23 protein-coding genes are annotated in these 26648 nt (G+C 74.0%); 18 read left to right on the top strand and 5 right to left on the bottom strand.

The window, feature by feature from the left end; translation table 11 throughout:
• Positions 1–4: 4 nt before the first annotated feature.
• A complete protein-coding gene (locus O7599_RS07355; protein ID WP_281621296.1) occupies positions 5–1216 on the bottom strand; it encodes an MFS transporter in 1212 nt (403 codons plus the stop codon).
• 95 nt (positions 1217–1311) lie between these two features.
• Between O7599_RS07355 and O7599_RS07350 the strand changes: the two genes are divergently transcribed.
• Complete coding sequence (locus tag O7599_RS07350) at positions 1312–1917, top strand: TetR/AcrR family transcriptional regulator (protein WP_281621295.1); 606 nt, start codon at positions 1312–1314, stop codon at positions 1915–1917.
• Positions 1918–2883: 966 nt separating this feature from the next.
• On the opposite strand, the gene O7599_RS07345 is transcribed toward O7599_RS07350, so the two are convergent.
• Positions 2884–3273, bottom strand: coding sequence for a hypothetical protein (locus O7599_RS07345; protein WP_281621294.1), 390 nt, complete (start codon positions 3271–3273; stop codon positions 2884–2886).
• A gap of 717 nt (positions 3274–3990) precedes the next feature.
• On the opposite strand from O7599_RS07345, the gene O7599_RS07340 reads away from it, so the two are divergent.
• From O7599_RS07340 to O7599_RS07330, 3 genes are all read left to right on the top strand, one after another.
• A complete protein-coding gene (locus tag O7599_RS07340) occupies positions 3991–5394 on the top strand; it encodes a glycerophosphodiester phosphodiesterase family protein (RefSeq protein WP_281621293.1) in 1404 nt (467 codons plus the stop codon).
• 219 nt (positions 5395–5613) lie between these two features.
• Complete coding sequence (locus tag O7599_RS07335; protein ID WP_281621292.1) at positions 5614–6756, top strand: abortive phage infection protein; 1143 nt, start codon at positions 5614–5616, stop codon at positions 6754–6756.
• A gap of 177 nt (positions 6757–6933) precedes the next feature.
• Positions 6934–7680, top strand: a complete 747-nt coding sequence (locus O7599_RS07330; protein WP_281621291.1) for a hypothetical protein — start codon at positions 6934–6936, stop codon at positions 7678–7680.
• A gap of 58 nt (positions 7681–7738) precedes the next feature.
• Here O7599_RS07330 and O7599_RS07325 read toward each other — a convergent pair whose 3' ends face one another.
• Both O7599_RS07325 and O7599_RS07320 read right to left on the bottom strand, forming a co-directional pair.
• Positions 7739–8563: a peptidoglycan DD-metalloendopeptidase family protein gene (locus O7599_RS07325; RefSeq protein WP_281621290.1), complete on the bottom strand. Its 825-nt coding sequence runs from the start codon at positions 8561–8563 to the stop codon at positions 7739–7741.
• A gap of 46 nt (positions 8564–8609) precedes the next feature.
• Positions 8610–9884: a hypothetical protein gene (locus tag O7599_RS07320; RefSeq protein WP_281621289.1), complete on the bottom strand. Its 1275-nt coding sequence runs from the start codon at positions 9882–9884 to the stop codon at positions 8610–8612.
• Between the two features lie 195 nt (positions 9885–10079).
• Between O7599_RS07320 and O7599_RS07315 the strand changes: the two genes are divergently transcribed.
• The 5 genes from O7599_RS07315 (at position 10080) to O7599_RS07295 (ending at position 15508) form a co-directional block, all read left to right on the top strand.
• Positions 10080–11075 (top strand): helix-turn-helix domain-containing protein, encoded by a 996-nt coding sequence (locus O7599_RS07315; RefSeq protein WP_281621288.1) that lies wholly within the window; start codon positions 10080–10082, stop codon positions 11073–11075.
• Positions 11076–11212: 137 nt separating this feature from the next.
• On the top strand, positions 11213–11794 hold the full coding sequence (locus O7599_RS07310; RefSeq protein ID WP_281621287.1) for a phosphoesterase: 582 nt from the start codon (positions 11213–11215) through the stop codon (positions 11792–11794).
• The gene (locus O7599_RS07305) at positions 11791–13356 is read left to right on the top strand and encodes an alkaline phosphatase D family protein (RefSeq protein WP_281621286.1); all 1566 of its coding nucleotides are present in this window, start codon (positions 11791–11793) and stop codon (positions 13354–13356) included. Before O7599_RS07310 ends, O7599_RS07305 begins: the two co-directional genes overlap by 4 nt.
• 317 nt (positions 13357–13673) lie before the next feature.
• Positions 13674–14045 carry a cell division protein SepF gene (locus O7599_RS07300; protein ID WP_281621285.1) on the top strand — a complete coding sequence of 124 codons (372 nt, stop codon included), beginning with the start codon at positions 13674–13676 and terminating at the stop codon, positions 14043–14045.
• A 191-nt stretch (positions 14046–14236) separates the two neighbouring features.
• Entirely contained in the window at positions 14237–15508 is a 1272-nt protein-coding gene (locus O7599_RS07295; RefSeq protein WP_281621284.1) for an ATP-binding protein, read from the top strand.
• Between the two features lie 52 nt (positions 15509–15560).
• On the opposite strand, the gene O7599_RS07290 is transcribed toward O7599_RS07295, so the two are convergent.
• Positions 15561–15683 carry a hypothetical protein gene (locus tag O7599_RS07290; RefSeq protein WP_281621283.1) on the bottom strand — a complete coding sequence of 41 codons (123 nt, stop codon included), beginning with the start codon at positions 15681–15683 and terminating at the stop codon, positions 15561–15563.
• Between O7599_RS07290 and O7599_RS07285 the strand changes: the two genes are divergently transcribed.
• The 9 genes from O7599_RS07285 (at position 15682) to O7599_RS07245 (ending at position 26643) form a co-directional block, all read left to right on the top strand.
• Positions 15682–16620 carry a GNAT family N-acetyltransferase gene (locus tag O7599_RS07285; protein WP_281621282.1) on the top strand — a complete coding sequence of 313 codons (939 nt, stop codon included), beginning with the start codon at positions 15682–15684 and terminating at the stop codon, positions 16618–16620. The genes O7599_RS07290 and O7599_RS07285 overlap by 2 nt on opposite strands.
• A 59-nt stretch (positions 16621–16679) precedes the next feature.
• Positions 16680–17474 carry an SDR family oxidoreductase gene (locus tag O7599_RS07280; RefSeq protein WP_281621281.1) on the top strand — a complete coding sequence of 265 codons (795 nt, stop codon included), beginning with the start codon at positions 16680–16682 and terminating at the stop codon, positions 17472–17474.
• Between the two features lie 22 nt (positions 17475–17496).
• Complete coding sequence (locus O7599_RS07275) at positions 17497–17865, top strand: nucleotide pyrophosphohydrolase (RefSeq protein WP_281621280.1); 369 nt, start codon at positions 17497–17499, stop codon at positions 17863–17865.
• An 8-nt stretch (positions 17866–17873) separates the two neighbouring features.
• A complete protein-coding gene (mmuM, locus tag O7599_RS07270) occupies positions 17874–18800 on the top strand; it encodes a homocysteine S-methyltransferase (protein WP_281621279.1) in 927 nt (308 codons plus the stop codon).
• Between the two features lie 161 nt (positions 18801–18961).
• Positions 18962–20473 carry a 3' terminal RNA ribose 2'-O-methyltransferase Hen1 gene (locus O7599_RS07265; protein ID WP_281621278.1) on the top strand — a complete coding sequence of 504 codons (1512 nt, stop codon included), beginning with the start codon at positions 18962–18964 and terminating at the stop codon, positions 20471–20473.
• Positions 20473–23166, top strand: coding sequence for a polynucleotide kinase-phosphatase (locus O7599_RS07260; RefSeq protein WP_281621277.1), 2694 nt, complete (start codon positions 20473–20475; stop codon positions 23164–23166). Before O7599_RS07265 ends, O7599_RS07260 begins: the two co-directional genes overlap by 1 nt.
• Before the next feature lie 163 nt (positions 23167–23329).
• A complete protein-coding gene (locus O7599_RS07255) occupies positions 23330–24607 on the top strand; it encodes an arginine deiminase (protein ID WP_281621276.1) in 1278 nt (425 codons plus the stop codon).
• Positions 24608–24647: 40 nt separating this feature from the next.
• The gene (argF, locus tag O7599_RS07250) at positions 24648–25646 is read left to right on the top strand and encodes an ornithine carbamoyltransferase (protein WP_281621275.1); all 999 of its coding nucleotides are present in this window, start codon (positions 24648–24650) and stop codon (positions 25644–25646) included.
• Positions 25647–25815: 169 nt separating this feature from the next.
• The gene (locus O7599_RS07245; RefSeq protein ID WP_281621274.1) at positions 25816–26643 is read left to right on the top strand and encodes an enoyl-CoA hydratase family protein; all 828 of its coding nucleotides are present in this window, start codon (positions 25816–25818) and stop codon (positions 26641–26643) included.
• Positions 26644–26648: the final 5 nt, after the last annotated feature.

The raw sequence follows: 26648 nt of genomic DNA, 5'->3' as shown, positions 1-26648 counted from the left end.
ACCCCTACACCACCCCCTCATCGACCTGCTCGCCGCGGGCGCTCCAGACCGCCAGCGCTGCCGCCAGCGCGCAGGCGCCGCCGAGCCACAGAACCCCCCTGAGGCCGAGCGTGTCGACGATGACGCCGCCCGCCAGCGCGCCGAGGCCGATCGACAGGTTGAACACGGCCACCCACAGGGAGGAGGCCGCTTCCACCGCCTGGGGGGCGGCCTTGATCATCCAGGTCTGCAGGCCGACCGACACCCCGCCGTAGGCCAGACCCCAGACGATCAGCAAGCAGGCGCCGCCGACCGTCGTCCGGCCCAGCAGCAGAAAGAGCGGCATCGCCACCGACAGGGACACCGCGATGACCAGCACGCTCCGGCGCACCCTGCGCGCCAGCGCCGCGCCGGCGACGAAGTTGCCGATCATGCCCGCCGCGCCGAACCCGAACAGCAGCGGACCGACGTAGCGCTCCTCTATGCCCGACAACTCCTGCAGCGCCGGGCTGACGAACGTGTAGGCCGAGAAGTGACCGAACACGAGGAGAAACGTCGCGATGATGCCGACGCGCACAGCCGGGTTGCGGAACTGCGCGGCCAGGAGGCGCGGGCGCATGGCCTGGGAGGCGGCGAGGGACGGCAGCACGGCCAGCAGGGCGGCGAGTACGACGAGCGCCAAGGCGCTCATCGACGCGAAGGCGATCCGCCAGCCGGTGAGTTCGCCGACCAGGGTGCCGAGCGGGACGCCGAAGACGTTCGCGGCTCCGACGCCACCGAAGATGACCGCTGTTGCGCGCGGCACGTTCTCGCTCGCCACGAGCCGGACGGCCAGGCCGCCGGCGACTGCCCAGAAGCCCCCGATCGCCACCCCGACCAGCACCCGGGAGGACACCAGGACGGCGAAGTCCGGAGCCACGGACGATGCCACGTTGGCAAGCGTCATCAGCCCCATCAGTCCGAGCAGCAGAATTCGCCGGTCCAGGCCCCCGACGAGCACCGGAACCAGCGGTGCCGAGACCGCGGCGACCAGGCTGGGCACCGTCACCATCAACCCGGCCGTCCCCTCGGTGACCGACATCGCCGACCCCACGGAGGTCAGCAGGCCGATCGGCAGTTGCTCGGCGGTCACCAGCAGGAACGTTCCGAAGGCCACTGCGCTGACCGCCAGCCAGTGGTTCTTGTGCGAGGCCGGCGGGGCGCTCGCCGGGGCGGCGGACTCTTCTGCGGTCGTCACCGGGGTCTCCTCCCTCGTTCGGGAGCGATCGCTCCCGTATGGGGGTGGACCCCAGTATGGGAGCGATCGCTCCACAAGTTCGGTAGACTCGGGGCATGGCACGCCCCCGACAGTTCGACGAGCAGGACGCCGTCGTCAGAGCGACCGAGCTGTTCTGGCGACGCGGCTACCACGCCACCTCGGTGCGTGATCTGGGTGAGGAGCTCAAGCTCACGCCCAGCAGCCTGTACCGGACGTTCACCGACAAGCACACGCTCTTCCTGCGCGCGCTCGACCACTACCGGGCCACGGACTCCGCTCAGGCCGAGCGACTGCTGGATGCCGACAGCCGGCCCATCCGGGACGTACTCCGGGACTGGATGCTGTGGCTGGTCACCTGCCCGCCCGGCGGCGAGGCCGGTCGAGGCTGCTTCGTGGTCAACACCGCCACCGAACTCGGCACCACCGACGACCAGGTCAGCGAGCGGACCGAAGCCGCCTTCGAGGTCACCCGGGAGGCGTTGCGCTCGCTTCTGCGCCACGGGCGGCGCAGGGGGGAGTTGGCCGACGATCTCGACGTGGACGCGGCGGTGGAACTGCTGTTCACGACGGTTCTGGGGTTGCGGGTGCGGGAACGCGCCGGCCATGACCCCGCGTGTCTGGCCACCGCCATCGACGTCGCCGTCCGCACGCTGGGGCCGGCGCCGGGGAGTCCTTCCTGACCCCAACTCCCAGGGGAACCCCGGCGACGAGCCCAAAGAGCACACGAAGCAGCGGACTACCGCCCCGACTCACCGCGGGGGCCGAACTCGCCCAGCTCCATCAGCCCCATCTCCCCGCACTCCCACCCAAGGGTATGCGCCCGCTCTGACAGCGTGCCGGTCGCCGGTGCTGCTGGGAGGCGTTGGGTGGGTGGAGCGGGTACGGGGGTATGCGCCTGCTCTGAGGACGCACCCGGGTCGCCGGTGCTGTGGGCGCGGGCGTTGGGCGCGTAGGCCGGGTGCGGGGGTACGGCACCGGGCGTGCGCCGCTGCGTGGGTGGGCCGAAGGCCGGCGGGCCGGGCCCATCGCCGTGATGCCCGAAGACCGGAGGCAGTCCAGGGCCATTGCCGTGGGCCCGGGGTGAGCGCCAGAGCGTCGGAGCCGGGTCCGGGCCGACCGCCGACCGCCGCGGAGCCGCAGCCTCGACGGGACTGCCTCGATCGGGAACGCCCTCGGGGACCGGGTCCCACCCGCGCAAGGCACCCGGCCGAGGCAGGTCTCCGCCCGACGGGGGCGGCAACCGGAGCGCGGCGGCCCCAGCCGGCGAGTTGGCCCGCCCAGGCGCGTCCCGGGCGGACGATTGCGGCCGTAACTCGCGGTAACCTCGTGGTCAAAACGGACTAAATGCCTCATCGGGGCTGTGCTTTGCCTCTCGGTGTGCACGCCTCGGCCCTCAGCCCACCGGGGGCAAGGCGAGGGGGGCGGTGGATGCCGCTGAGGCGAACTCGCGGTATCCGCCCGCGAAATTCTCCTAAACGCCCACGCGGCTCGACTTTTGCCCATCGAGACGCAGGCGATGGGCGGTCGAACGGTCACCGGCCTGGATCAATGAGCCTTGTTCAACCTGAAGTTGCTCGCGCTGATCGCGGGGGCTGGCCACACTCACGATCGTCTGACAGCGGGCGGCCTGCTCAACCGATTGACCGTCACCTGTCGTAGGACCTGTAGGGGTGGATCGAGTGATCGGTGTCGATCAGAAAGCAGAACTGCCGGAGCCAGTCACCTTCCGTCGTGACCTGTTGGAGCAGCACCCCGCACCCCTCGCCGTACAGCGACAGCGTGTGGACGCTGTACTCACGGCCGTTGAGGTGCGTCTTGAGCGTTTCGTGATGCGCTGCGAGATCCTCGGCGATCATGCGGCTCACTTCCGCGACCGCTTCGTCACGCGAGTCGTGGGGCGTTGGCTCCGCGGCGCCATAGACTCCGATCTTCAAGGCCGCGATCCTGGCAGCGGCTCGGGGGATGGCGGCGATTCCGCCTTCCAGTCCGTCGACTACGGCGTGCACAGCCCCGAAGGGATCGTGGGTCGCCTTCACGACATGTTCCGTACCAGGGTCGTGCACCAGCCAGGGGCGATGCCCGCGCGGATGGGTGTAGGTCAGACGGGATTCGAGCTGGAAGTAGAGCTCCTCGCACGAACCGCAGTGATACCCGTGCAAGTTGCCGTAGGCCGTATCACGGAGCTCCGTGAGCGCTGACCCACCGCCGCCCTTGCCACAGAAGCTGCACTCGCGCCGACCTGTGTCGGCTGGCCCATGGTCCCGGTCTGCCTCGGCACTGACAGCCGCCGGGCTGGTGTCGGCTGAGCGACGCCTGAACAACCACATGCCGAGCACGCTACCGGTCCTGTTCCGGGATCCCTCCCAAGGCCGACCTGCCAAGCACCTGGCCCGAGCCTACGGCGGCGAGCCGGGACATCTTGGAGTTGCTGGTCACCGGGGCTGGTGTGAACCGTCTCAGTGCCCCCGGCGGCAGAACCGGCCCCTCGCCTGCCGCACCACGTCCATGATCCGCTGATAGTCCCCGGGCGGGACCGCCTCGTTCGTACCGCGCTCACACTGCGGCAGCACGGCCCGCGACCTGCCCGCGAGCCTGCGCTGGCGTCACTTCCCGGATGAACGGGCTTCAGTGCCCGGCCCTGCCGTCTCGCGTTTCGCCTTCGGCGGCCGCCCGTGGCCGGGAAACGCGCTGTTCAGGAGGATCGCCGGCGAAGTTCACACGGCTGCCGCCCGCCCCGCCGAGACTGGTCCACCATGATCAGACTCACGCGACACGTCCTCGCCGCGGCCGCGGCGATCGCCGTTGCCGTCGCCACCCCGCTGGCCACCGGCCCCGCCGCGGCGGCCCGGCCCACCGACCTCGACCGGATCCACGACCGGCTCCTGCGCCACGGCCCCGGTGCGCCGCTGATGATCGCGGCCCACCGCGGGCAGTGGCGGGACGCCCCGGAGAACTCGCTGGCCGCGATCCGGCACGCGGTCGCCGACGGCGCCGAGGTGGTCGAGATCGACGTACGTCCCACGCGCGACGGCCACCTGGTCCTCATGCACGACGAGACCGTCGACCGCACCACCGACGGCACCGGCAGGGTCTCGGACCTGACCCTCGCCCAGGTCAGGTCCCTCCGGCTGAAGCAGGGCCTCGGCGGCACGCAGGCGCCGCTGACCGGCCACACCGTGCCGACCTTCGAGGAGGCGATGCGCGCGGTCAAGGGCCGCGCGATGGTCAACCTCGACAAGGGGTGGCCGGTGCGCGAGCAGATGTACGAGGTGCTGCGCCGGACCGGGACCGTCGACCACGGCCTGTTCAAGGGCAGTCCGACGGTCGCGGAGGCCGCGGAGTTCATGGCCAGGGATCCCGAGATCCTCTACATGCACATCCTCAACGACGCCAACGCCGACGCGGTCGGTACGTTCCCGGGCCGCCAGCCCGTCGCGTACGAGATCGTCTTCGACGACCCCGCCGACCCGCAGGTGCAGCCCGCGAGCCTGGCGGCGATCCGCGAGCACAGCCGCGTGTGGATCAACACGATGTGGAAGGGGCTGGCCGTCGGCTACACCGACGAGGCGTCCCTGCGCGACGAGCGCCTCGGCTGGCGGACGGTCGTGGAGGACTACGCCGCGAGCATGATCCAGACGGACAACGTCGAGGCGCTCGACTACTGGCGCGACGGCGGCGACCTCGACCGCTACGACCGGCAGCACGGCCACCGCACCGTGCGCGTACAGGCCGAGGGCTACGCCCCCGGCGGCGAGGGCGTCGGCTACCACGACCTCGACCCGAACCGCTGCACCGTGGCCCGCCCCGACGAGGGCGTCGACATCTGCGACCTCGAAGGCGCCATCGCGGTCAACTGGATCCGCGCGGGCGAGTGGCTGAAGTACGACGTGACCGTGCGCAGGTCCGGTGTCTACGACGTCTCGGGGCGTGTCTCCTCCCCGTACTCCCCGGCGGGCACCGTGACGCTCGAATGGGACGGCAGGGCCGGCGGCCCGGTGGGCATCGTCAACACCACGCACCACGAGGCGTTCACGCGGCAGCAGTTGCAGCGGCTGCACCTGTCGAAGGGCACGCACGAACTGGTGGTGCGCATGGACGAGGACGCCTACCAGAACTTCAACCTGGACTACCTGCAACTGGATCTCGTCCGCAGGTGACCCCCGCGGGCGCCTTGACGCCGACGGGCGGCACCAGGGCCACGAGCCCGGTGCCGCCCGTCCGCGTCCGGTCTGCTGTCGATTCATCGACAAGCCTCGGTCGCCCTCATTACTAGAGCGTGCACTCTGTTAATGTGCTGGGAACGGCCCGGCCGGGCCGGGGTGCACGGAGTGCAACGGGAGGCGCAGGTGCGGGAACAGGGCGTGCAGGCACGGGGGTTGAGCCGGAAGCGGTTCCTGGCCGGGGCGGCGGGGCTGGGTGCCGCCGCCGCGGTCGCGGCGGGCGGCGGGGCGGCGGCGGAGCCGGTCGCGGCGGCAGGGCCCCGGGGTAGGGGCCCCGGCAACGGGGGACGCGGGGTGCGGTACCGGAGCGTGTGCTACACCATCGGGGCCGGGGAGACTCCCGCCACCAAGTGGAGCGCCGCGCGGATGCGCCACGACATCCGCGCCATCCGCGACGGCCTGCACGCCAACGCCGTGAAGGTCACCGGCGACGGCGTACGGCGGCTCACCGCCACCGCGGAAGAGGCCGCCGAGCGCGGCCTGTACGTGCGCGCCGAGCCCACCCTCGGGGACCGCCCGCCGGGCGAGATCCTCGACCACCTCGCCGAGGTCGGCCGGCACGCCGAGGAACTGCGCCGCCAGGGCGCCGGCGTGGAGTTGAGCGTCGGCTGCGAGTTCTGGCTCTTCGTACCCGGCATCGTGCCCGGCGCGGACGTCCTGGAGCGCATCGACAACCTCCTGAACGGCAACTACGACCCCGTGGAGATGCAGCGCAAGCTCGACGAGTTCACCGCCCGCGCCGCCGCCGTCGGCCGGTCCGTGTTCGGCGGGCAGCTCAGCTACGCCGCCGCGCAGCACGACGAGGTCGACTGGAGCCTCTTCGACATCGTCGGCATCGACTACTACTCGTACCACCCGCGCCCCGCGGACTACGTCAGCGAACTCCGCACCTATCTGCGCTTCGGCAAGCCGCTGTCGATCGCCGAGTTCGGCTGCTGCACCTACGAAGGCGCCCCGGCGGACGGCGGCATGGGCTGGTACAAGATCGATTACAACAAGAAGCCGCCGGAGCTGAAGGAACCGCTGGTGCGCAGCGAGCGCACGCAGGCGGCGTACGTCACGGACGTGTACGACGTCATCGAGTCGATGGGCCTGCACTCGGCGCACGCCTTCGAGTTCGTCCTCCCGCAGAGCTGGCACTGGCCGAACGATCCGGTCCACGACCTCGACATGGTCAGCTACAGCCTGGTCAAGTCCATCCAGGACACCCCCGGCGACCCGGAGTCGCCCTGGCACTGGGAGCCCAAGGAGGCGTACCACGCGCTCGCCTCCCGCTACGCCCGCGCCGCCCGGGCGTAGCCGATCGCGCCGCGCCCGGGTGCCCTCCCGGGCGCGGCGGCTACCCTCTACGCTTCGGACAGCCCGGAAGGGCGGTGCGGGCGGGGCAGGTCGGGACGGTACGGGACGGGGTGCGCGATGGCCGGCGCGGCGGGGAGCGGAGGCCGGGTCCGCACGTACCGGGGTCACCTCGGGTCCATGATCTTCCTCGCCCTGCTGTGCGTCCTCTTCGGCGGCCTGCTCGTGTTCTTCGGTCTGCTGATGGTCCTGAGCGCGGGTGTGCACTTCGGCGTGGCGATCGCGTTCTGCGTCCCCGGCCTCGGCCTGTTCCTGCTCGCCTTCTGCGTCGTCCGCGGCGTGACCGTCGTCGACGACGACGGCCTCACGATCCGCTGGCTGCGCACCAGGCGGCTGGCGTGGCGCGAGCTCGTCGCCGTCGAACTGGAGCACAACGCGCCCGCGTCGGCGGAGCGCAAGCGCCCCGTCATGGGCGTCGTGGTCTACCACCGCGACGGCCGCCGGGTGAGCCTGCCCAACGTCATCGACACCCGCGGGCTGCAGGCCCACCGCGAGGTGCAGGCGATCCGCGAGGTGTGGGAGAGGCACCGGGGCGAGGACTGGACCCCGCGGCCGGAGCTGACCGAAGCCGCACGGGCGAAGGTCGACGCCTCCGAACGCAACGAGACCGAGCTCGTCGAGGCCATGGGGTGCGGCCTGACGGCCGTCCGCGTGCTGGTCGGCTGCGTCCTCGTCTTCGTGATCGTCGTCCTGGCGACCGGCAACGCCGACGCCGTACCGGACATACCGGGAGAGGTCTTCGCGGGCGTCTTCGCCGCGGTGGCCGTCGCGCCCGTCGCGGTCGCGCTCGCGGGCAGGGCGGCCCGTGGGCGGCGCGGCGACCGCCCCGGCCGCGGCCGGGAGGGCGACGAGCCGCCGCCCGGCTGACGCGGGGCCCGGCGCAGGAGCCGGCGCGGGACGCCGGCCCCTGCGGGATCCGGGGTGCTCAGCAGAGCGGGACGCCCGGGAGCTTCGCGTCCGGATGGTCGATGTAGATGTTGGAGACGAACCCGCGCTGGTCACGCAGCCGGGACCACCAGTCGTTCGTGTAGCCCTCGGCGTTGACCACGTCGCCCTGCTTCTGGCACTCGACGAACACGGACGTCGGGCCGGACAGCGTCGTCACCACGGGGGAGGACAGGTACGCGTCCGCGCGGACCCGCACGCCGCTGCCCCAGGTGGAGAAGTTGGTGTTGCCGCAGTTGTCGCTGCGCAGGTGGTACTGGCCGTACGAGCCCGGATAGGCCAGCGCCGAGCCGTTGATGCGGATGTCCTGGCCGACGCCGTTGTAGAGCTGCTCGTAGTGGATGTGCGCGCCGGAGGAGTTGCCGGTACTGCCCGTGATGCCGATCTGCTGGCCCTGGGCGACCGACTGGCCGTTGGCGACGGAGAACGACGCCAGGTGGAAGTAGTACGTCTTCCAGCCGCCGCCGTGGTCGATGACGATGTAGTTGCCGGCGCCGCTCGGCTGGCTGTGCCGGGTCGCCGTGCCCGCCGCGGAGGCGACCTGCGGCGTGCCGCCGGTGGTGCCGCCGTCGGAGCGGATGAAGTCCAGCGCGCGGCGCACCTCGGCGCTGTGGTGGCTGTACGTCCACTGCTGGCCGCAGGGGAACGGCGCCTTGAAGTTCGGCGCCAGCGCGGGGCGTACGTCGGCCTGCGCCGGCGCCGCCGCGGTCAGGCCCAGCAGCGTCAGCAGCGCCGCGACGAGGACGGTCGCGGTGCGCCGTGCGGAACGGCCGGCGGCCGGGGCGGTCGGGGGTCTGCGAGGCATCGGGTCGCCTCCTTCTGTGGGGGTGGAGGGGTGGGGGGTGGCGCGTTCAGCACTCGGGGACGCCGGGCAGCCAGGCGTCGGCGACGTCGATGAAGATGTTGGAGATGAAGCCGCCGTAGTCGGGCAGATAGGCCCAGGCGTCGTTGGTGTGGCCCTCGTACGTGATCTGCTCGCCGCGCTCCTGGCACTCCACCCGCACCTGCGTCGGCCCGGGCAGGGTGGTCAGCACCGCGGAGGAGGTGTTCGACTCCTGGCGCACCCGCACGTCGGTGCCCCAGGTGGGGAACCGCGTGCCGGTCTGGTCGCCGGTCCACAGGAACGTCACGTCCACCCAGCCGTTGTCGTTCAGGCCGACGTTGTAGAACGTGCCGTCGGCGAGGTCGATGCCCGCCGGGTTCGCGACCCGGCGGCCGAACTCGTCCAGCCCGCCGTTGTACCCGTTCTGGTACGCCGCCTGCGCCTCGGGCATGCCCTGCGGCAGATCCCGCCACGACTCGCGCACCGAGGGCGGGCTCCAGTAGTCGTCCCTGGTGTTCCACGGCCCCACGTCCCACACCGGCGCCGTCTCGCAGCGCGCCGGACCGCAGACCTGCACCGAGTACTCGTGGCTGCCCTTGGGCGACAGCCCGCGCCGCGACGGCAGGGCCACGAAGTGGTCGTTGGGCACGATGACGTGGCCGTTGGCGGTCGTGCCGCCCACCAGGCCCTCGCGGGTGGCGAACAGCCGGTACGTCAGCGGCGCTTGCTGTCCCCGAAGGCCGGCCCGGGAGCGCGGCGCCGCGTCGGTGTCGGCCCGCAGCCGCAGCGCCTCGACGGCCGGCGCGCCGCCGCCGCCCGCGCGGAGCGTCAGCCGGGCCTGGACCTCGGTGACCGCGAACGGCAGCCGGGCCGCGTCCCCTTCCCCTGCCCCCGCCGGCAGCCACTCCGTCCAGCCGCCGTCCGGCGCCCGGCCGCGGACGTCGGCGACGGCCTCCGCGCCCGCCGGGACCCGGGCGTCGAGGTCGGCCCGTACCCGGTTGACCGGGCGGTCGAGCCGCTCCGGGGCGAGGACCTGGGTGCCCTCGCCGGGGACCGGTCCGAGGGAGGCGGGCGCGGCGGTCCGCGAGCGCAGCCGCAGATCGCCCCGTACGTACCGGACGTTGACGTCGTCCGCGTCGACGTCCGACAGGTCGGCCCGCCAGGTGGCGGGCGGCGCGGGGCCGCCGGCCCCCGCCTCGCCGCCCGCCGCCCCGGCATACGCCGGGTGCGCGACGGCGGTCGCGCAGATCGCGCCGGTCAGCGCAACCCTGCGCCACCGGCCCAGTGTTGGTGTGCGCCGCATGTGGCTCCTTCCCGTGTTCCGGAGACGTCCGCGAAGGTGCTGGCCGTGCGGCGACGCATCGTAGGCACCCCCTCACCGCCGTGCCGCACGGGTTTTCCGCCACCGTCGAAAACCCGAGTCCACCGCCGCCGGAACGAGGCCGCCCGGGGTCAGGACAGCGCAGGCGGCGCGTGGTTACCCTCGGGTATGGCCGGAATGCTTCATGTCCACTTCAACGACCGGGACTTCCGCCACGTCCAGCTCGCGCGCACCGCCGACCCGCTCTGGGAGGCGATCCTCGGGCTGCACGTCGCCTACACCCCCGGGCCCCTCCTGCCCGCCCGGCTGCGCCCCTGGCACCGCCGCGCCCGCCACCGCCTCCGCCACCACGACCTGCGCCGCACCTGCCGCCTCATCAACGGCATCGCACCCGCCGACGCCACCTACTTCCCCGACTTCCTCACCCCCGTCGAATCCGAGGACGGCATCACCGCCGGCCTGCGCACCCTGCGGGCCACCCCCGCCACCCGCCTCGCCCGCGAGATCCGCCTCGCCGCCCGCCACCGCCCCCTGCCGCCCTGGACCCGCCGCCTCGCCGCCGGCGACCGCACCGTGCTCGCCGACCTCGCCGACGCCCTCCACCACCTCCACGACAGGCTCGTCGCACCCGACTGGAGCGAGATCGAAGCCACCGTCGCCGCCGACCGCGCCCGCCAACTCGAAGCCCTCGAAGCCGGCATGCCCGCCGTCCTCGCCACCCTCGAACCCTTCACCTGGACCGACCCCGTACTCAGCGCCCCCTACCCCGTCGACTCCACCCTCCACCTGCACGGCCGCGGCATCCGCCTCATCCCCTCCTACTTCTGCCACACCACCCCCATCGCCATCGCCGACCCCGGACTCCCGCCCGTCGTCGTCCACCCCGTACGCCGCCACCCCGTCCCGCCCGGCACCGACCGCCCCGCCCCCCGCCGCGACACCGCACTCGCCGCACTCCTCGGCACCAGCCGCGCCCGCGTCCTGACCGCGCTCACCCCCACCACCGCACCCGCCACCACCGGCGGACTCGCCGCCCGCCTCGGCATGCCCGCCTCCTCCGTCAGCGGCCACCTCACCGTCCTGCGCCGCGCCGGCCTCGCCGAGAGCGAACGGGCAGGGCCCCACGTCGTCCACCGCCTCACCGCCCGCGGGCGGCACCTCCTCGACGGCTGACCGGTCCCCACCCGCGCGGCGGGCCGCACCCGCGCCGGGCGGCATTCGCCGTACGTCTTCCGCGGGTTCACCCACCGCTGCTGTGATACCTGCGCCCCACACACCCCACCCCACCCCGACCCACCAGGGAGGCAGGCGTGAACCTCGTCGTCAACGGCGACGCGGAGACCGGGCCCGGAGGCACCGCGGAGCCCGTCACCACCGTCCACGGCTGGCGCCTCACCCAAGGCGCCCCCGCCCTCGTCCCCTACGACCTCGGCGGCGGCTACCCCACCCCCGACGACCCCGGCCCCACCACCCGCGGCACCCGCTTCTACACCGGCGGCAACAGCGCCCGCACCGCACTCCTCCAGGACATCGACCTCCCCCGCGGCGGCCCCACCGGCCGCAAGGCCGTCGACGCCGGCCGCGTCCGCTACACCCTCACCGCCTGGCTCGGCGGCTACGCCGACCAGCAGGACGGCGCCCGGCTCTCCGCCGAACTCCACGACGCCCACGGCACCCCCCTCGCCCTCAGCGTCCTCGGCCCCGTCACCGCGGAAGAACGCGCCGGCCGCACCGCCCTGCTGGAACGCACCGCCACCGCACCCGTACCGCCCGGCACCCGCACCGCCCGCCTCCTGCTCACCTTCACCCGCGCCGGCGGCACCGCCAACGACGGCTACGCCGACGCCGTCACCCTCACCCTCAACGCCGTACGCCCAGGAGGCCGCCCGTGAGCGTCGACCGCCGCACCCTGCTGAAGTCCGCGGCCGCCGCCGGCGCCCTCGGCGCCGCCTGGCCGCTCACCGCCGGCCTCAGCCCCGCCCAGGCCCGCGCCGCCGCCGAGCGGCTCGGTGCCGCGTACGACAGGGCACCCTTCACCCTCGGCGTCGCCTCCGGCGACCCCCGGCCCGGCTCGGTCCTGCTGTGGACCCGGCTCGCCCCCGAACCCCTCGCCGCGGAACAGGACCTCCCCGACATCGTGGAGGTCCGCTGGACCGTCGCCGAAGACCCCAAGCTGCGCCGCGTCGTCGCCCGCGGCACCGTGCCCGCCTCCGCCACCCTCGGCCACAGCGTCCACGTCCCCGTCACGGGCCTCGCCGCCGGCCGCACGTACTACTACGCCTTCAGCGCCCTCGGCCGCACCAGCCGCACCGGCCGCACCCGCACCGCCCCCGGCCGCAAGGCCGGCCGGGTCCGCTTCGCCACCGCCAACTGCCAGGCGTTCCACGACGGCTACTACGCCGCCCACCGCGGCATCGCCCGCGAGAACGTCGACTTCGTCATCCACCTCGGCGACTACATCTACGAGCACGGCCAGGTCGGCGGCGTACCCGAGGACCACGTCCGCGACCACGACGGACCCGAGATCCTCACCCTCGGCGACTACCGCAAGCGCCACGCCCTCTACAAGGGCGACCCCGCACTCCGCGACGCCCACGCCGCCCACCCCTGGTTCCTCACCTGGGACGACCACGAGGTCGTCAACGACTACAGCGGAAGCACCGGCTCCGCCCCCTTCGTACGCCGCCGCGCCGCCGCCTACCAGGCGTGGTACGAACACATGCCGCACCGCGACTCCTTCGGCGACTCCGCCCTGCCCGACCCCGAGATCCACCGCGTCCGCGACTGGGGCGGACTCCTCCAGCTCACCGTCCTCGACCTGCGCTCCCACCGTTCCGCGCAGAACCTGCCCGACGGCACCATCCTCGGCACCGAGCAGAAGAACTGGCTCAAGCACCAGGTCGACAACGCCCCCGACGCCTGGCACGTCTGGGCCAACTCGATCATGCTCAGCCAGCTCCGCGGCTCACCCGGCGGGCCGTACATGTTCACCGACCAGTGGGACGGCTTCCTCGCCGAGCGCCGGGAAGTCCTCTCCCACGTCCACGCCGCGGGGCTCGAAGACCTCGTCGTCGTCACCGGCGACTGGCACTCCGCCTTCGTCGACGACGTCCGCACCGACTACGACGACCCCGAATCGCCGCTCGTCGGCACCGAGTTCACCGCGCACTCCGTGACCTCCGGCGCGTACTCCCCGGACTGGAACCAGACCAACGGACCCGTCATGGGCGCCGCCAACCCGCACCTGAAGTACTTCGAGGGCAACCGCTACGGCTACGACGTCTACGAGGTCACGCCGGAACGCTTCAGCGCCCACATGCGCGTGATCGGCGACCGCCGCGACCCCGACTCGCCCGTCACGACGCTCACCACCTTCCACGTCGACCGCGGCCGGCCCGGCAGTTACGAGGACGAGGCGACGAAGGGCTCCCCGGCCCAGTACCGCCGCGACTGACGCGGGGCGGCAGACCGCGGACGCGGTCGGCACCCGGCCGGGTCACGCACGCCGTCGGCCGCACGGCGTACGGGCCCGGCCGGGTTGCCGCCTGGGGACCCCCGCCCGATCGTCCGCCGCGGCCAACACCCAAGTCAATCCTCGGATTTACTTGTGGCAGGCCGAGGGAGACCTTGGGCCGGTCCCGGGCAGACCTTCAGCCGGGCCGGAGGGAAAAACCCCGATTCCCGTGTGTCCCTGCGCGGTCACCTGTTCGGCCCATCGATAGAATCGCGCGACGGCCGTACCGGGAGCACGCGGAACTGCGAGGAGGCACGTTGACCGGACATGACGTCACCGACGAGCAGTGGCGGGGGCTCGCCGAAGTCGTGCCCCTGCGCGGCAACGAATGGCCTTCGTGGACCGGGCACCAAGCCCTCGACGACCCCGAAGCCGACGCCGACCAGCGGCAGTTCGTCGTCATCCGCTGCCAGGTCTTCGCCGACGCGCGGCGCGTGGCCGAGTACCTGATAGCGCAAGTCCCCGTCCTGCTCGACCTCACCGGCGCCGAGATCGACGTGGCCAAGCGCATCCTCGACTTCGCCAGCGGGGTCACCTTCGGCATCCGGAGCAGCATGCACCGCGTCGACCGCAACGTCTTCCTGCTCGCCCCCGTCGGCACGGAAGTCGAACCGGCCGTAAGCCGCTGACGCCCCGCCCCGCCCTGCCCTGCCCTGCCCCGCCTCGCCCGGCGGGCTCGCCGCGGCGGGAACGGCTCTCCTTACCGCTCTACCGTGCGCTGCGCGCGAGGCCCCGCGGATCCGCGGGGCCTCGCCCGTTCGGGCGAAGGTCACCTGCCGGAACGGTTCGGCTGGCGGCGGGCTCAATAGCGTCCCGGAGCATGACCTCCCACACCGGGCACCCTCCCCGTGCCCCGCGCGACCTCCTGCGCGACCCGACGCGCGACACCCCGCGCACGACGGGCAGCGGGCGCCACCCCCACGCCGACCGCGCCACCATCGGCGAACTGCGGCTGTCCGCCTTCAAATCGCACCACGGCACCCGGCTCGGCCTCGGTCCCCTCACCCTGCTCACCGGAGGCAGCGGCAGCGGCAAGACCGCGGCACTGGAGGCATGCGGCGTACTGGCCAGACTCGGCGCCGGGGCCACCCTGGAAGAGGCCTTCGCGCCGGTGTCCGGGGGCGCCGCGGCGTGCGTACCGCACAAGGCCCGGCCCGACGCCGCAGGACGCCGCGGCGTCCGCCTCGGCTGCACCGTCCACGGCCCCCTCGGCGACGTCCGCCTCGACGTCGCCGTACAGGCGGAACCCGAACTGCGCATCGTCGGCGAACGCCTCAGCGGCGCCGGCCACACCCTCCTCGCCACCGCGCTGCGCGACCCCAGACGCGACCGCGTCCAGGCCACCTGGCACACCGCGGGACCCACCCCCGTCACCCGCGCGCCGCTGCCCGACGACCGGCTGGGCACCGCCCTCTTACCGCTGCGCGTCGGGGGCCGCACCGACGGGGAACGGCTCGTGCTCGCCGCCGCGGAACAAGCCGTCGTCGCACTCCGCTCCGTCTACCCCTGCGACCCGCACCCGGCGCTGATGCGCGCCACGCGGGCCGTGCCGGCCGGCCGCGGCGACCAACTCACCCCGGACTGCCGCAACCTCCCGGCGGTCCTGCGCCGCGTACGCGACGAATGCGGCACCCGGCACGCGGCCCTGCTGGAGGCCCTGCGCGGCGGCTGCGCGGGGCCGGTACACGACCTGACGACGGAGCAGTCGGGGACCGGTCTGGTACGGGCCGTGCTGCTGCGCGAACCGGGCCGGCGCAGCACGCCGGTCGAGACACTGGGCGACGGGGAACTGCGCTACCTCGCGCTGGCGCTCGTGCTGCTCACCGGGCCCGGGGTGCTGGCGGTGGACCCGGCCTCTGAGGTGCTGCCGGCGCGGCAGGTGCTGACGGTGCTGGCGGACGGGCTCGACCGGTGCCTGGACGCGCGGCAGGCGAAGGAACTGGTGGCGCTGTGCGGGCGGATGGCCGAGCGCGGGCACATCCGGGTGGTGGGTTCCGTCAGCGACCCCTCGCTGGCGGAGGCGGAGTGCGCGACGGCGGTCACGCTGCGGCCACGGGCGGAGCAGGGGCGAGGGGGCGGGGGTAGGGCGTAGGTGACTGACGGCTGGCAGATTTCAGAATCTGTCAGCCGTCTTCCGTCGTCTGTCAGTCGTCCGTCAGCAGTCCGTCGGCCGTCTGCCCGTCGCCCGTAGGCGGGCGGTCGGCGGGCGGTCGGCGGTACGAAATTGCGTTGCGGACCGCGGGCCGCGCCCCGGACAGTTGGTGCATGCCACTCACCGTGCGCGCCGCGCGGCTCGATGACGCCCCCTCGATCTGCGCGCTCCTGAACCAGGTGGACGTCGCGGAGGTCGGCCGCCCGGAGACAGACCTGCACACCGTCGAGGCGGACCTCAAGCACCCCGAGGCCGACCTCCCGCGGAACTCCTGGCTGGCCGTCGCCGACGACGGCACCCTCGTCGCGTACGGGCTGCTCTGGGACGAATCGTACGCCGAGCGCATCGACGTCGACCACTACGTGCTGCCCGGCCACCAGGACGCCGGGCTGCGCCTGCTGGAGCGGATGGAGGCGCGGGCGGCGGCGAAGGCCGCCGAAAACGGCGTCCGCGAAGCCGTCGTCCACCTCCAGCTCAGAGCCGCACCCACCATGGACACCGCGCTCCTCGACGCCCGCGGCTGGCACGTCGTGCGCCGCTACCACGTCCTGACGCGCGACGTCGCGCCCGCCGCCGACCCGGCCCCGGTCCCGCCGCCCGGCGTGCGCCTGCGCGACTGCACCGCCGAGCCCGACCGGCGCATCGCACACGACCTCCTCCAGCAAGCCATGGCCGAGCACTTCGACTTCCAGCCGAAGAGCTACGAGACCTGGCTGGCCGACCCCGCCAACGCGGACGTCGACTGGTCGCTCGTCTGGATCGCCCATGTCGACGGCCTCGGCGACGCGGGCGCCCTCCTGGCGCGCAACGACCGCGAGGCGATGGGCTGGATCCCCACCCTCGGCGTCCTGGCCGACGCGCGCGGTCGCGGTCTGGGCGGCCTGCTGCTGCGGCACGCCTTCGCGGCCTTCGCCGGGCGGGGGCGGGAGGTCGTCGGGCTCGGCGTCGACACGGCGAACGACTCCGGCGCCGTGGCGCTCTACGAGCGCCACGGCATGGTCGTGTACTTCGCGGTGGACACCTGGGAGATCACCCTGCCCGCCCGCGGCTGACGCGGCGGCGGGGGCCGGCGGGGCCGGTGGCGTACGAACGACGGCGAAACGGAGTACACATGGCCCTCGACGGCCGGACCGCACTGGTCACCGGCGTGAGCCGGGCGCAGGGAATCGGGTTCGCCCTCACCCGCCGGCTGCTGGCCGACGGCGCGCGGGTGTGCGCGCACGGCTGGACGCCGCACGACGACGAGATGCCCTGGGGCGCCGACCGCGGCGGCACCGCCGCCGTCGTCGCCGCCCTCGGCGGCGAGGGCGACCGCCTCGCCTACGAGCACGCCGACCTCGCGGAGCCGGACGCGCCCGCCGCGCTGCTGGCCGCGGCGCGGGAGCGGTTCGGGATGGTGGACACGCTGGTGGTCAACCACGCGCGCAGCTCCACGTACGACCTCGAGCGGCTGACGGCCGCCGAGCTCGACCTGTCCTGGGCGGTGAACGTCCGGGCCACGCTGCTGCTGGTGCAGGCGTACGCGGCCCAGTACGACGCGGCGGCGGGAGCGGACCGGGGCGGCGGCCGGGTCGTGCTGTTCACCTCCGGCCAGCATCTGGCGCCGATGAGCCAGGAGGTCCCGTACGCCGCCACGAAGGGAGCGCTCCAGCAGTTGACGCTGACGCTCTCGGACGCGCTCGTCGACCGCGGCATCACCGTGAACTGCGTCAACCCGGGCCCGACGGACACGGGTTGGGCGGGTGCGGAACTGGCCGCGCAGGTGGGCCGGGCGCTGCCGCGCGGGCGGTGGAACACGCCGGACGAGGCGGCGGCCGCGGTGCGGCTGCTCCTGGGCGCCGACGCGGCGACGATCACGGGCAACACGCTCGACGCGGAGTCGGGATTCCGGCGCTGGGTGCAGTAGGCGCGGGTGGTAGACAGGGCGCATGACGGACGACGTGCAGGCACTGCAGAAGCGGCTCGTGGCGTTCGCCGCGGCCCGGGACTGGGAGCAGTACCACACTCCCAAGAACCTGGCGGCGGCACTGAGCGTGGAGTCCGCGGAGCTGGTGGAGATCTTCCAGTGGCTGACGCCTGAGGAGTCCGCGCGGATCATGGCGGATCCTGAGGCGGCGCACCGGGTGACGGACGAGGTCGCGGACGTCCTGGCGTACCTGCTGCAGTTCTGCTCCGTGGTGGGGGTGGACCCGCTGGCGGCGCTGGCGGCGAAGATCGAGCGCAACGAGGAGCGGTTCCCGGCACCGCAGGGGGAGAGCGCGCCGGGGGCGGAGCCCGGGTCGGGGGCGGGGCGTTGAGACCCCGCGTGCCGTTCGCCCGGGCGCTCGCGCGGGCCGCGGACGGCGGCCCGCCGCTGGTCCTCGACGGTGGCCTGTCGAACCAGCTCGAAGCGCAGGGCTGCGACCTCGGCGACGCGCTGTGGTCCGCCCGGGTCCTCGCCGAGGACCCGGCGCAGATCGAGGCCGCCCACACCGCATACGTACGTGCCGGGGCAGAGGTGCTGCTGACGGCGAGCTACCAGGCGACGTTCGAGGGCTTCGCGCGCCGGGGCGCCGGCCGCGTGGAGGCGGCCCGGCTGCTGACGAGCAGCGTGGCGCTGGCCCGGCGGGTGGCGGACGCGGCGCCGCGGCCGGTGTGGGTGGCGGCGTCGGCGGGGCCGTACGGGGCGATGCTGGCGGACGGCTCGGAGTACCACGGCCGGTACGGGGACGGCGTGGGCGTGGCCGAGCTGGAGCGCTTCCACCGGCCCCGTCTCGAGGTGCTGGCCGCGGCGGAGCCGGACGTGCTGGCGCTGGAGACGGTCCCGGGGACGACGGAGGCGACGGCGCTGCTGCGGGCGGCGGCGGGGCTCGGCGTGCCGGTGTGGCTGACGTACACGGTCGCGGGCGGGGCGACCCGCGCGGGGGAGCCGCTGGCGGACGCCTTCGCGCTCGCGGCGGACGACGAGCGGGTGGCGGCGGTGGGCGTCAACTGCTGCGCGCCGGAGGACGTCGCGTACGCGGTGGAGACGGCGGCGCGGGTCACGGGCAAGCCGGTGGTGGCGTACCCGAACAGCGGCGAGGGCTGGGACGCGAAGACCCGTGCCTGGCGCGGCCCCGGCTCGTTCGAGGCCACGAGCGCGGTGCGTTGGCGGCGCGCGGGCGCGGCCGTCCTGGGGGGCTGCTGCCGCGTCGGCCCGGAGGCGATCGCCGCCCTGGCGGCGGAGCTGCACGGGGACGGCGCGGGGCGGTGACCGCCGCTCTCGCACGAGAGCACCGCTCCGCGCTGTGAGCACCCGACTGCATGGTGAGCGCTGCTCTCGGCCGTGAGCACCGCTCTCCCAGGCGAGCACTGATCTCCCCCCGCCCGAAACCCGCTGGCCCGCGCCCAGCCGCGCGCGACATACTCGCGCACGTGTTCCTGACCATCACCGCGACCGGCACCGACGCCGCGCCCGCCACCGACCTCGGCTTCCTCCTGCACAAGCACCCCGGCAAAGCGCAGGAGTTCGCCACCTCCCGCGGCACGGCCCACGTCTTCTACCCCGAGGCGACCCCCGCCCGCTGCACCGCCGCGCTGCTCCTCGAAGTGGACCCCGTCGGCCTGGTGCGCGCCGCCAAGGGCACGGGCAAGGGCGGCAAGGGCAAGAGCCCCGACTCCGCCCTCGCGCAGTACGTCAACGACCGGCCCTACGCCGCGTCCTCCCTCCTGGCCGTCGCGCTCGGCCGCGTCTTCCGGACCGCGATGACCGGCTCCAGCCGCACCCACCCCGAGCGCGCCGCGCAGCCCCTCCCGCTGCGCATCGAGGTGCCCGCCGTCGCCGCCCGCGGCGGCCCCGAGCTGGTGAGCCGCCTCTTCGCGCCCATGGGCTGGCGGGTCACCGCCGACCCGGTGCCGCTGGACCCCGCCTTCCCCGACTGGGGCGACTCGCGCTACGTCTCCCTCGTCCTCGACGGCGAGGTGCGGCTCGCCGACGCGCTGCGCCACCTGTACGTGCTGTTGCCGGTGCTCGACGACGCCAAGCACTACGGCGTCGCCCCCGACGAGGTCGACAAGCTGCTGCGCGCCGGCGAGGGCTGGCTGGAGGACCACCCCGAGCAGCGGCTCATCACCGGCCGCTACCTCTCCCGCCGGTGGTCGCTCGCCCGCGAGGCGCTGGAGCGGCTGGAGCTGGCGCGCCTGGCCGAGTCCGACGACGCCGAGCCGGAGGAGCTGGACAACGCCGTCGACGAGACGACCGACACCGAGGAGAAGCCGGTGCCGCTCGCCGTGCAGCGCCGCGCCGCGATCGCCGAGGCGCTGCGCGCCGCCGGCGCCGCCCGGGTGCTCGACCTCGGCTGCGGCCAGGGACAGTTGGTCAAAGAGCTGCTGAACGACCCGCGGTTCACCGAGGTCGTCGGCGTCGACGTGTCCGTACGCGCCCTCGCCGCCGCCGCCCGCCGGCTGCGCCTGGAGCGCATGGGCGAGCGGCAGGCCGCGCGCGTGTCGCTGCTGCAGAGCGCCCTCACGTACACCGACCGCCGGCTCGCGGGTTACGACGCCGCCGTGCTCAGCGAGGTCGTCGAGCACGTCGACCCGCCGCGGCTGCCCGCCCTGGAGTACGCCGTCTTCGGCTCCGCGCGGCCGGCGACGGTGGTCGTGACGACGCCCAACTCCGAGTACAACGTGCGCTGGGAGTCCCTGCCCGCCGGCCACGTCCGGCACGCGGACCACCGCTTCGAGTGGACCCGGGCGGAGTTCCGCGCCTGGGCCGGGCCCGTGGCGGCGCGGTTCGGCTACGCCGTGGCGTACGCGGGCGTGGGCCCGGACGACCCGGAGGTCGGCCCGCCGACCCAGCTCGCGGTCTTCACCAGGACCGGCGACCGCACCGGCACGCCCGGCCGCACCGGCACGCCCGGCCGCACCGACACCCCGAAGGAGGCGTGATGAGCGACGCCACTCCGACACCGGACGCCACCCCGACACCGGACGCCACCCCGGCACCCGACACCGCCCCGACGCGCCGCCTCGGCGTCCCCGACCTCTCCCTCGTCGTCCTCATCGGCACCACCGGCTCCGGCAAGTCCACCTTCGCCCGGCGCCACTTCAAGCCGACCGAGGTCCTCTCCTCCGACTTCTGCCGCGGTCTGGTCGCCGACGACGAGAACGACCAGTCCGCCTCCGGCGACGCGTTCGACGTTCTGCACTACATCGCCGGCAAACGCCTCGCCGCCGGCCGGCTCACCGTCGTCGACGCCACCAGCGTCCAGCCGGAGGCCCGCCGCCAGCTCGTCCGGCTCGCCCGCGAGCACGACGTGCTGCCCGTCGCCATCGTCCTCGACGTCCCCGAGAGCGTCTGCCGCGAGCGCAACGCCGCCCGCCCCGACCGCGCCGGCATGGGCGCCCACGTCATCCCGCGGCAGCGCCGCGAGCTGCGCCGCGGCCTGCGCGGGCTGCCGCGCGAGGGCTTCCGCACCGTGCACCACCTGCGCGGCACGGACGAGGTCGACGCCGCCCGGGTCGTGCGGGAGCGCCGCTACAACGATCTGGCACACCTCACCGGCCCGTTCGACCTCATCGGCGACGTCCACGGCTGCGCGAGCGAGCTGGAGACGCTGCTGACGAGCCTCGGGTACGAGGACGGGGTGCACCCCGCGGGCCGTACGGCGGTCTTCGTCGGCGACCTCGTCGACCGCGGCCCCGACAGCCCCGGAGTGCTGCGCCGCGTCATGGGGATGGTCGCCGCGGGCAGCGCGCTGTGCGTGCCCGGCAACCACGAGAACAAGCTCGGCCGGCTCCTGCACGGCCGCAACGTCAAGGTCTCCCACGGCCTCGCCGAGACCGTCGAGCAGTTGGAGCGCGCGGAGGCGGCGGAGCCCGGGTTCCGCGAGCGGGTGCGGACGTTCGTCGACGGGCTCGTCAGCCACTACGTCCTCGACGGCGGCCGGCTCGTCGTCAGCCACGCCGGCCTGCCGGAGAAGTACCACGGCCGCACCTCCGGCCGGGTGCGCTCCTTCGCGCTGTACGGCGACACGACGGGCGAGACCGACGAGTACGGCCTGCCGGTGCGCTACCCGTGGGCCGAGGAGTACCGCGGCCGGGCCGCCGTCGTCTACGGCCACACCCCGACGCCGGAGGCGTCGTGGGTCAACAACACCCTCTGCCTCGACACCGGCTGCGTCTTCGGCGGCAAGCTGACCGCGCTGCGCTGGCCCGAGCGCGAGCTGGTCGACGTGCCGGCCGAGCGCGTCTGGTACGAGCCGGTCAAGCCCCTCGCGGCGGGGGCCGGCACCGGCGCGGCGCAGGGCGGCGCGGGCGGCGACCGCCCGCTGGACCTCACGGACGTGCACGGCCGCCGCGTCGTGGAGACCGGCCGGCACGGCCGCGTCGCTGTGCGGGAGGAGAACGCGGCGGCGGCGCTGGAGGTCATGAGCCGCTTCGCGGTCGACCCGCGGCTGCTGCTGTACCTGCCGCCGACGATGGCGCCCACCGCCACCTCCGCGGAGGAGGGGCACCTGGAGCACCCGGCGGAGGCGTTCGCGGCGTACCGCGCGGACGGCGTGGCGCGCGTGGTGTGCGAGGAGAAGCACATGGGCTCGCGCGCGGTGGCGCTGGTGTGCCGGGACGCGGGCGTCGCGGAGAAGCGCTTCGGCCTGCCCGCGGGGGCGGGCGTCACGGGTGCGCTGCACACGCGTACGGGCCGCCCGTTCTTCTCCGACGCGGAGCGCACCGAGCAGGTGCTCGCCCGCGTCCGCGAGGCGGTGACGGCGGCCGGGCTGTGGGAGGAGCTGGGGACGGACTGGCTGCTGCTCGACGCCGAGCTGCTGCCCTGGTCGCTGAAGGCGGGCGGGCTGCTGCGGCAGCAGTACGCGGCGGTGGGCGCGGCGTCGCGGGCGGTGTTCCCGGGCGCGCTGGCGGCGCTGGAGGCGACGCGGACGCGGCTGGCCGGCACCGCCCCGCAGGCGGCGCAGGCCGCCCCGGCCGCGGCCGGGGACGGCGACCCGGAGCCCGCCGTCGCCGCCCTCCTCGCCCGCCAGCGCGAGCGGGCCGCCGACGCCGAGGCGTTCTCGGCCGCGTACCGCCGCTACTGCTGGCCGGTCGACGGCCTCGACGGCGTGCGCCTGGCCCCGTTCCAGCTCCTCGCCGCCGAGGGCCGGAACCTGGCCACCGAGCCGCACGACGCCCAGCTCGCCCTGCTCGACCGGCTGGTGGAGCACGACGCGAGCGGCCTGCTCCAGCGCACCGGCCGGCTGTACGTCGACACCGGCGACGACGAGTCGGTGGCCGCGGGCGTGGCCTGGTGGCGGGAGACGACGGCGGCCGGCGGCGAGGGCATGGTCGTCAAGCCGCTGCAGGCGTGCGTACGCAACGGCGACGGCAGGCTCGTACAGCCGGGGGTCAAGTGCCGCGGCCGGGAGTACCTGCGGATCATCTACGGCCCGGAGTACACCCGCCCGGAGAACCTGACCCGGCTGCGGAACCGCTTCCTCGGCCACAAGCGCTCCCTCGCACTGCGTGAGTACGCGCTCGGGCTGGAGGCGCTGGACCGGCTGGCGGCGGGGGAGCCGCTGTGGCGGGTGCACGAGGCGGTGTTCGCGGTGCTGGCGCTGGAGTCGGAGCCGGTGGACCCGCGGCTGTGAGACGGGCGGGCCCGCGCACCACCACCGCGGGCCCGCCGCACCCCGCACCGCCGCCCGGCCCCCCGCGCCCGCCGCCCCGCGCCCCCGTCTCCGTACCGTCTCCGCCTCCGTCCCGTGATCCCGAACCGCTGCCCCGCCTCGCCCCGCGTGGCAGTCTGATCTCATGCCTGCGCCCTCTTTCCGCGTCGACTCCGAGGCCGGCCGCCTGCGCCGCGTGATACTGCACCGGCCGGACATGGAGCTGAAGCGGCTCACGCCCCGCAACAAGGACGCCCTCCTCTTCGACGACGTGCTGTGGGTCCGCCGCGCCCGCGAGGAGCACGACGGCTTCGCCGACGTGCTGCGCGACCGCGGCGTGCGGGTGCACCTCTTCGGCGACCTGCTCGCCGAGAGCCTGGACATCCCCGAGGCGCGGGCGCTCGTCCTCGACCGCGTCTTCGACGAGAAGGAGTACGGGCCGCTGGCCACCGAGAAGCTCCGCGCCACGTTCGAGTCCCTGGACTCCGCGGCCCTCGTCGAGGCGCTGGTCGGCGGGATGACGAAGCGGGAGTACCTGGACGGGTTCGCCGAGCCGGCGTCGGTGCGCTTCCACGTGATGGACCCGGACGACTTCCTCCTCGGCCCGCTGCCGAACCACCTGTTCACCCGCGACACGTCCTGCTGGGTCTACGACGGGGTGTCGATCAACGCGATGCGCTGGCCGGCGCGGCAGCGCGAGACGGTCCACTTCGAGGCGATCTACAAGCACCATCCGCTGTTCGCCGGGCCGCAGTCCGGCGCCTTCCACGTCTGGTCCGGCGGTCAGGAGGACTACCCGTCGACCATCGAGGGCGGTGACGTGCTGGTCATCGGCAACGGCGCCGTGCTCATCGGGATGAGCGAGCGCACCACGCCGCAGGCGGTGGAGCTGCTGGCGCGCGGGCTGTTCGCGGCCGGCTCGGCGCGCACGATCGTCGCGCTGGACATGCCGAAGGCGCGGGCGTTCATGCACCTCGACACGGTGATGACGATGATCGACGCCGACACGTTCACGCAGTACGCGGGCCTGGGCATGCTGCGCTCGTACACGATCGAGCCCGGCTCGGGCAGCGACGACCTGAAGGTCACGGACCATCCGCCGGAGCACATGCACAACGCCATCGCCGCCGCGCTGGGCCTGGACGGGATCCGGGTGCTGACCCCGACGCAGGACGTGCACGCCGCGGAGCGGGAGCAGTGGGACGACGGCTGCAACGTGCTGGCGGTGGAGCCGGGGGTGGTGGTGGCGTACGAGCGGAACTCGACGACGAACACCTACCTGCGCAAGCAGGGCATCGAGGTGATCGAGATCCGCGGCAGCGAGCTGGGCCGCGGGCGCGGCGGGCCGCGGTGCATGAGCTGTCCCGTCGAGCGCGGCCCGGTCCAGCCCCCCGGGGCCGCGTCCGCCGATCGGTCTGTATAGTGATGCGTTCATACGCATAGAATCTCGGGAGTGCGGGACCATGGCGACAGACCTCACCGGCCGGAACTTCGTCAAGGAGCTGGACTGCACCGCCGAGGAGCTGCGCCATCTCCTCTCCCTGGCCGCCGCGCTGAAGGCGGAGAAGCGGGAGGGCGCCGAGCGGCGCCGGCTGACCGGGAAGAACGTCGCGCTGGTCTTCGAGAAGACCTCGACGCGCACCCGCGCCGCCTTCGAGGTCGCGGCGGCCGACCAGGGCGCGTCGACCACCTATCTCGACCCGGCCGGCTCGCAGCTCGGCCACAAGGAGTCGGTGAAGGACACCGCGCGGGTGCTGGGGCGGATGTACGACGCCATCCAGTACCGCGGCACCGCCCAGTCGGCCGTCGAGGAGCTGGCCGCGTACGCGGGCGTGCCCGTCTACAACGGCCTGACCGACGACTGGCACCCCACCCAGATGCTCGCCGACGTCCTCACGATGACCGAGCACAGCCCCAAGCCGGTCGAGGAGATCGCGTACGCCTACCTCGGCGACGCCCGCTTCAACATGGGCAACTCCTATCTCGTCACCGCCGCCCTCCTCGGCATGGACGTGCGCATCGTCGCGCCCGAGGCGTACCGCCCCGACCCGGCGGTCGTCGCCGAGGCCCGCCGGCTCGCCGCCGCCTCCGGCGCGCGGATCACGCTCACCGCGGACGTCGCGGAGGGGGTGGCCGGCGCCGACTTCGTCGCCACCGACGTGTGGGTCTCGATGGGGGAGCCCACGCAGGTGTGGGACGAGCGGATCACGGCGCTGCGCCCGTACGCGGTGACGGCGGACGTGCTGCGCGCCACCGGCAACCCGGACGTGAAGTTCCTGCACTGCCTGCCCGCCTTCCACGACCTCGGCACGGCCGTCGGCCGCGAGATCCACGAGCGGCACGGGCTGACGTCGCTGGAGGTCACCGACGAGGTCTTCGAGTCCGAGCACTCCGTCGTGTTCGACGAGGCGGAGAACCGGATGCACACCATCAAGGCGCTCATGGTCGCCACCCTGGGCTGACGCCCGCCCGCTCGCCGGGACCGGTCCGCGGGACTGCTCCGCGAGGCCGTGCCGCGGCACCCGTGCGCCCGGGTCGCGTATCGCGCGGTCGTGACGACAGTCACGTATGAGTGATAACTTCGGCTCACCGCCACCGCCCGCCACCGTCTGCAGACAGGGGCCGCGCACGATGAGCCCGTTCACCGGATCCGCCGGCCGCACCGAGCAGTGGGAGCACCTGCGGGTCACCGCCGACGACGGCGTCGTGACCGTCACGCTCGACCGCCCCGAGAAGCTCAACGCGCTGACCTTCGAGGCGTACGCCGACCTCCGCGACCTCGTCGCCGAGCTCGCCCGCACCGGCGGCACCCGCGCGCTCGTCCTCGCCGGCGCCGGCCGGGGCTTCTGCTCGGGCGGCGACGTCGACGAGATCATCGGCGCGACCCTGGCCATGGACACCGGCCGGCTGCTGGACTTCAACCGCATGACCGGACAGGTCGTACGGGCCCTGCGCGAAGCCCCGTTCCCGGTGGTCGCCGCGGTGCACGGGGTCGCCGCCGGCGCCGGAGCCGTCCTCGCGCTCGCCGCCGACTTCCGCGTCGCCGACCACTCCGCGCGCTTCGCGTTCCTCTTCACCCGCGTCGGCCTCTCCGGCGGCGACATGGGCGCCGCCTACCTGCTGCCCCGCGTCGTCGGCCTCGGCCACGCCACCCGGCTGCTGATGCTCGGCGACCCCGTACGCGCCGCCGAGGCCGAACGCATCGGCCTCGTCAGCGAACTCGCCGACGAGGGCCGCGCAGACGAGACCGCCGCGGCGCTCGCCCGTCGGCTGGCCGACGGGCCCGCGCTCGCCTACGCGCAGACCAAAGCGCTGCTCACCGCCGAGCTGGACATGCCGCTGGCCGCCGCCGTCGAAATGGACGCCGCCACGCAGGCGCTGCTGATGAACAGCGCCGACTACGCCGAGTTCCACGCCGCGTTCACGGCCAAGCGGCCCCCGGCGTGGCAGGGGCGCTGAGCGCC

The organism is Streptomyces sp. WMMC500 (genome assembly GCF_027497195.1).
Taxonomy (GTDB): domain Bacteria; phylum Actinomycetota; class Actinomycetes; order Streptomycetales; family Streptomycetaceae; genus Streptomyces.
This window is presented reverse-complemented; position numbering and strand designations above follow the sequence as displayed.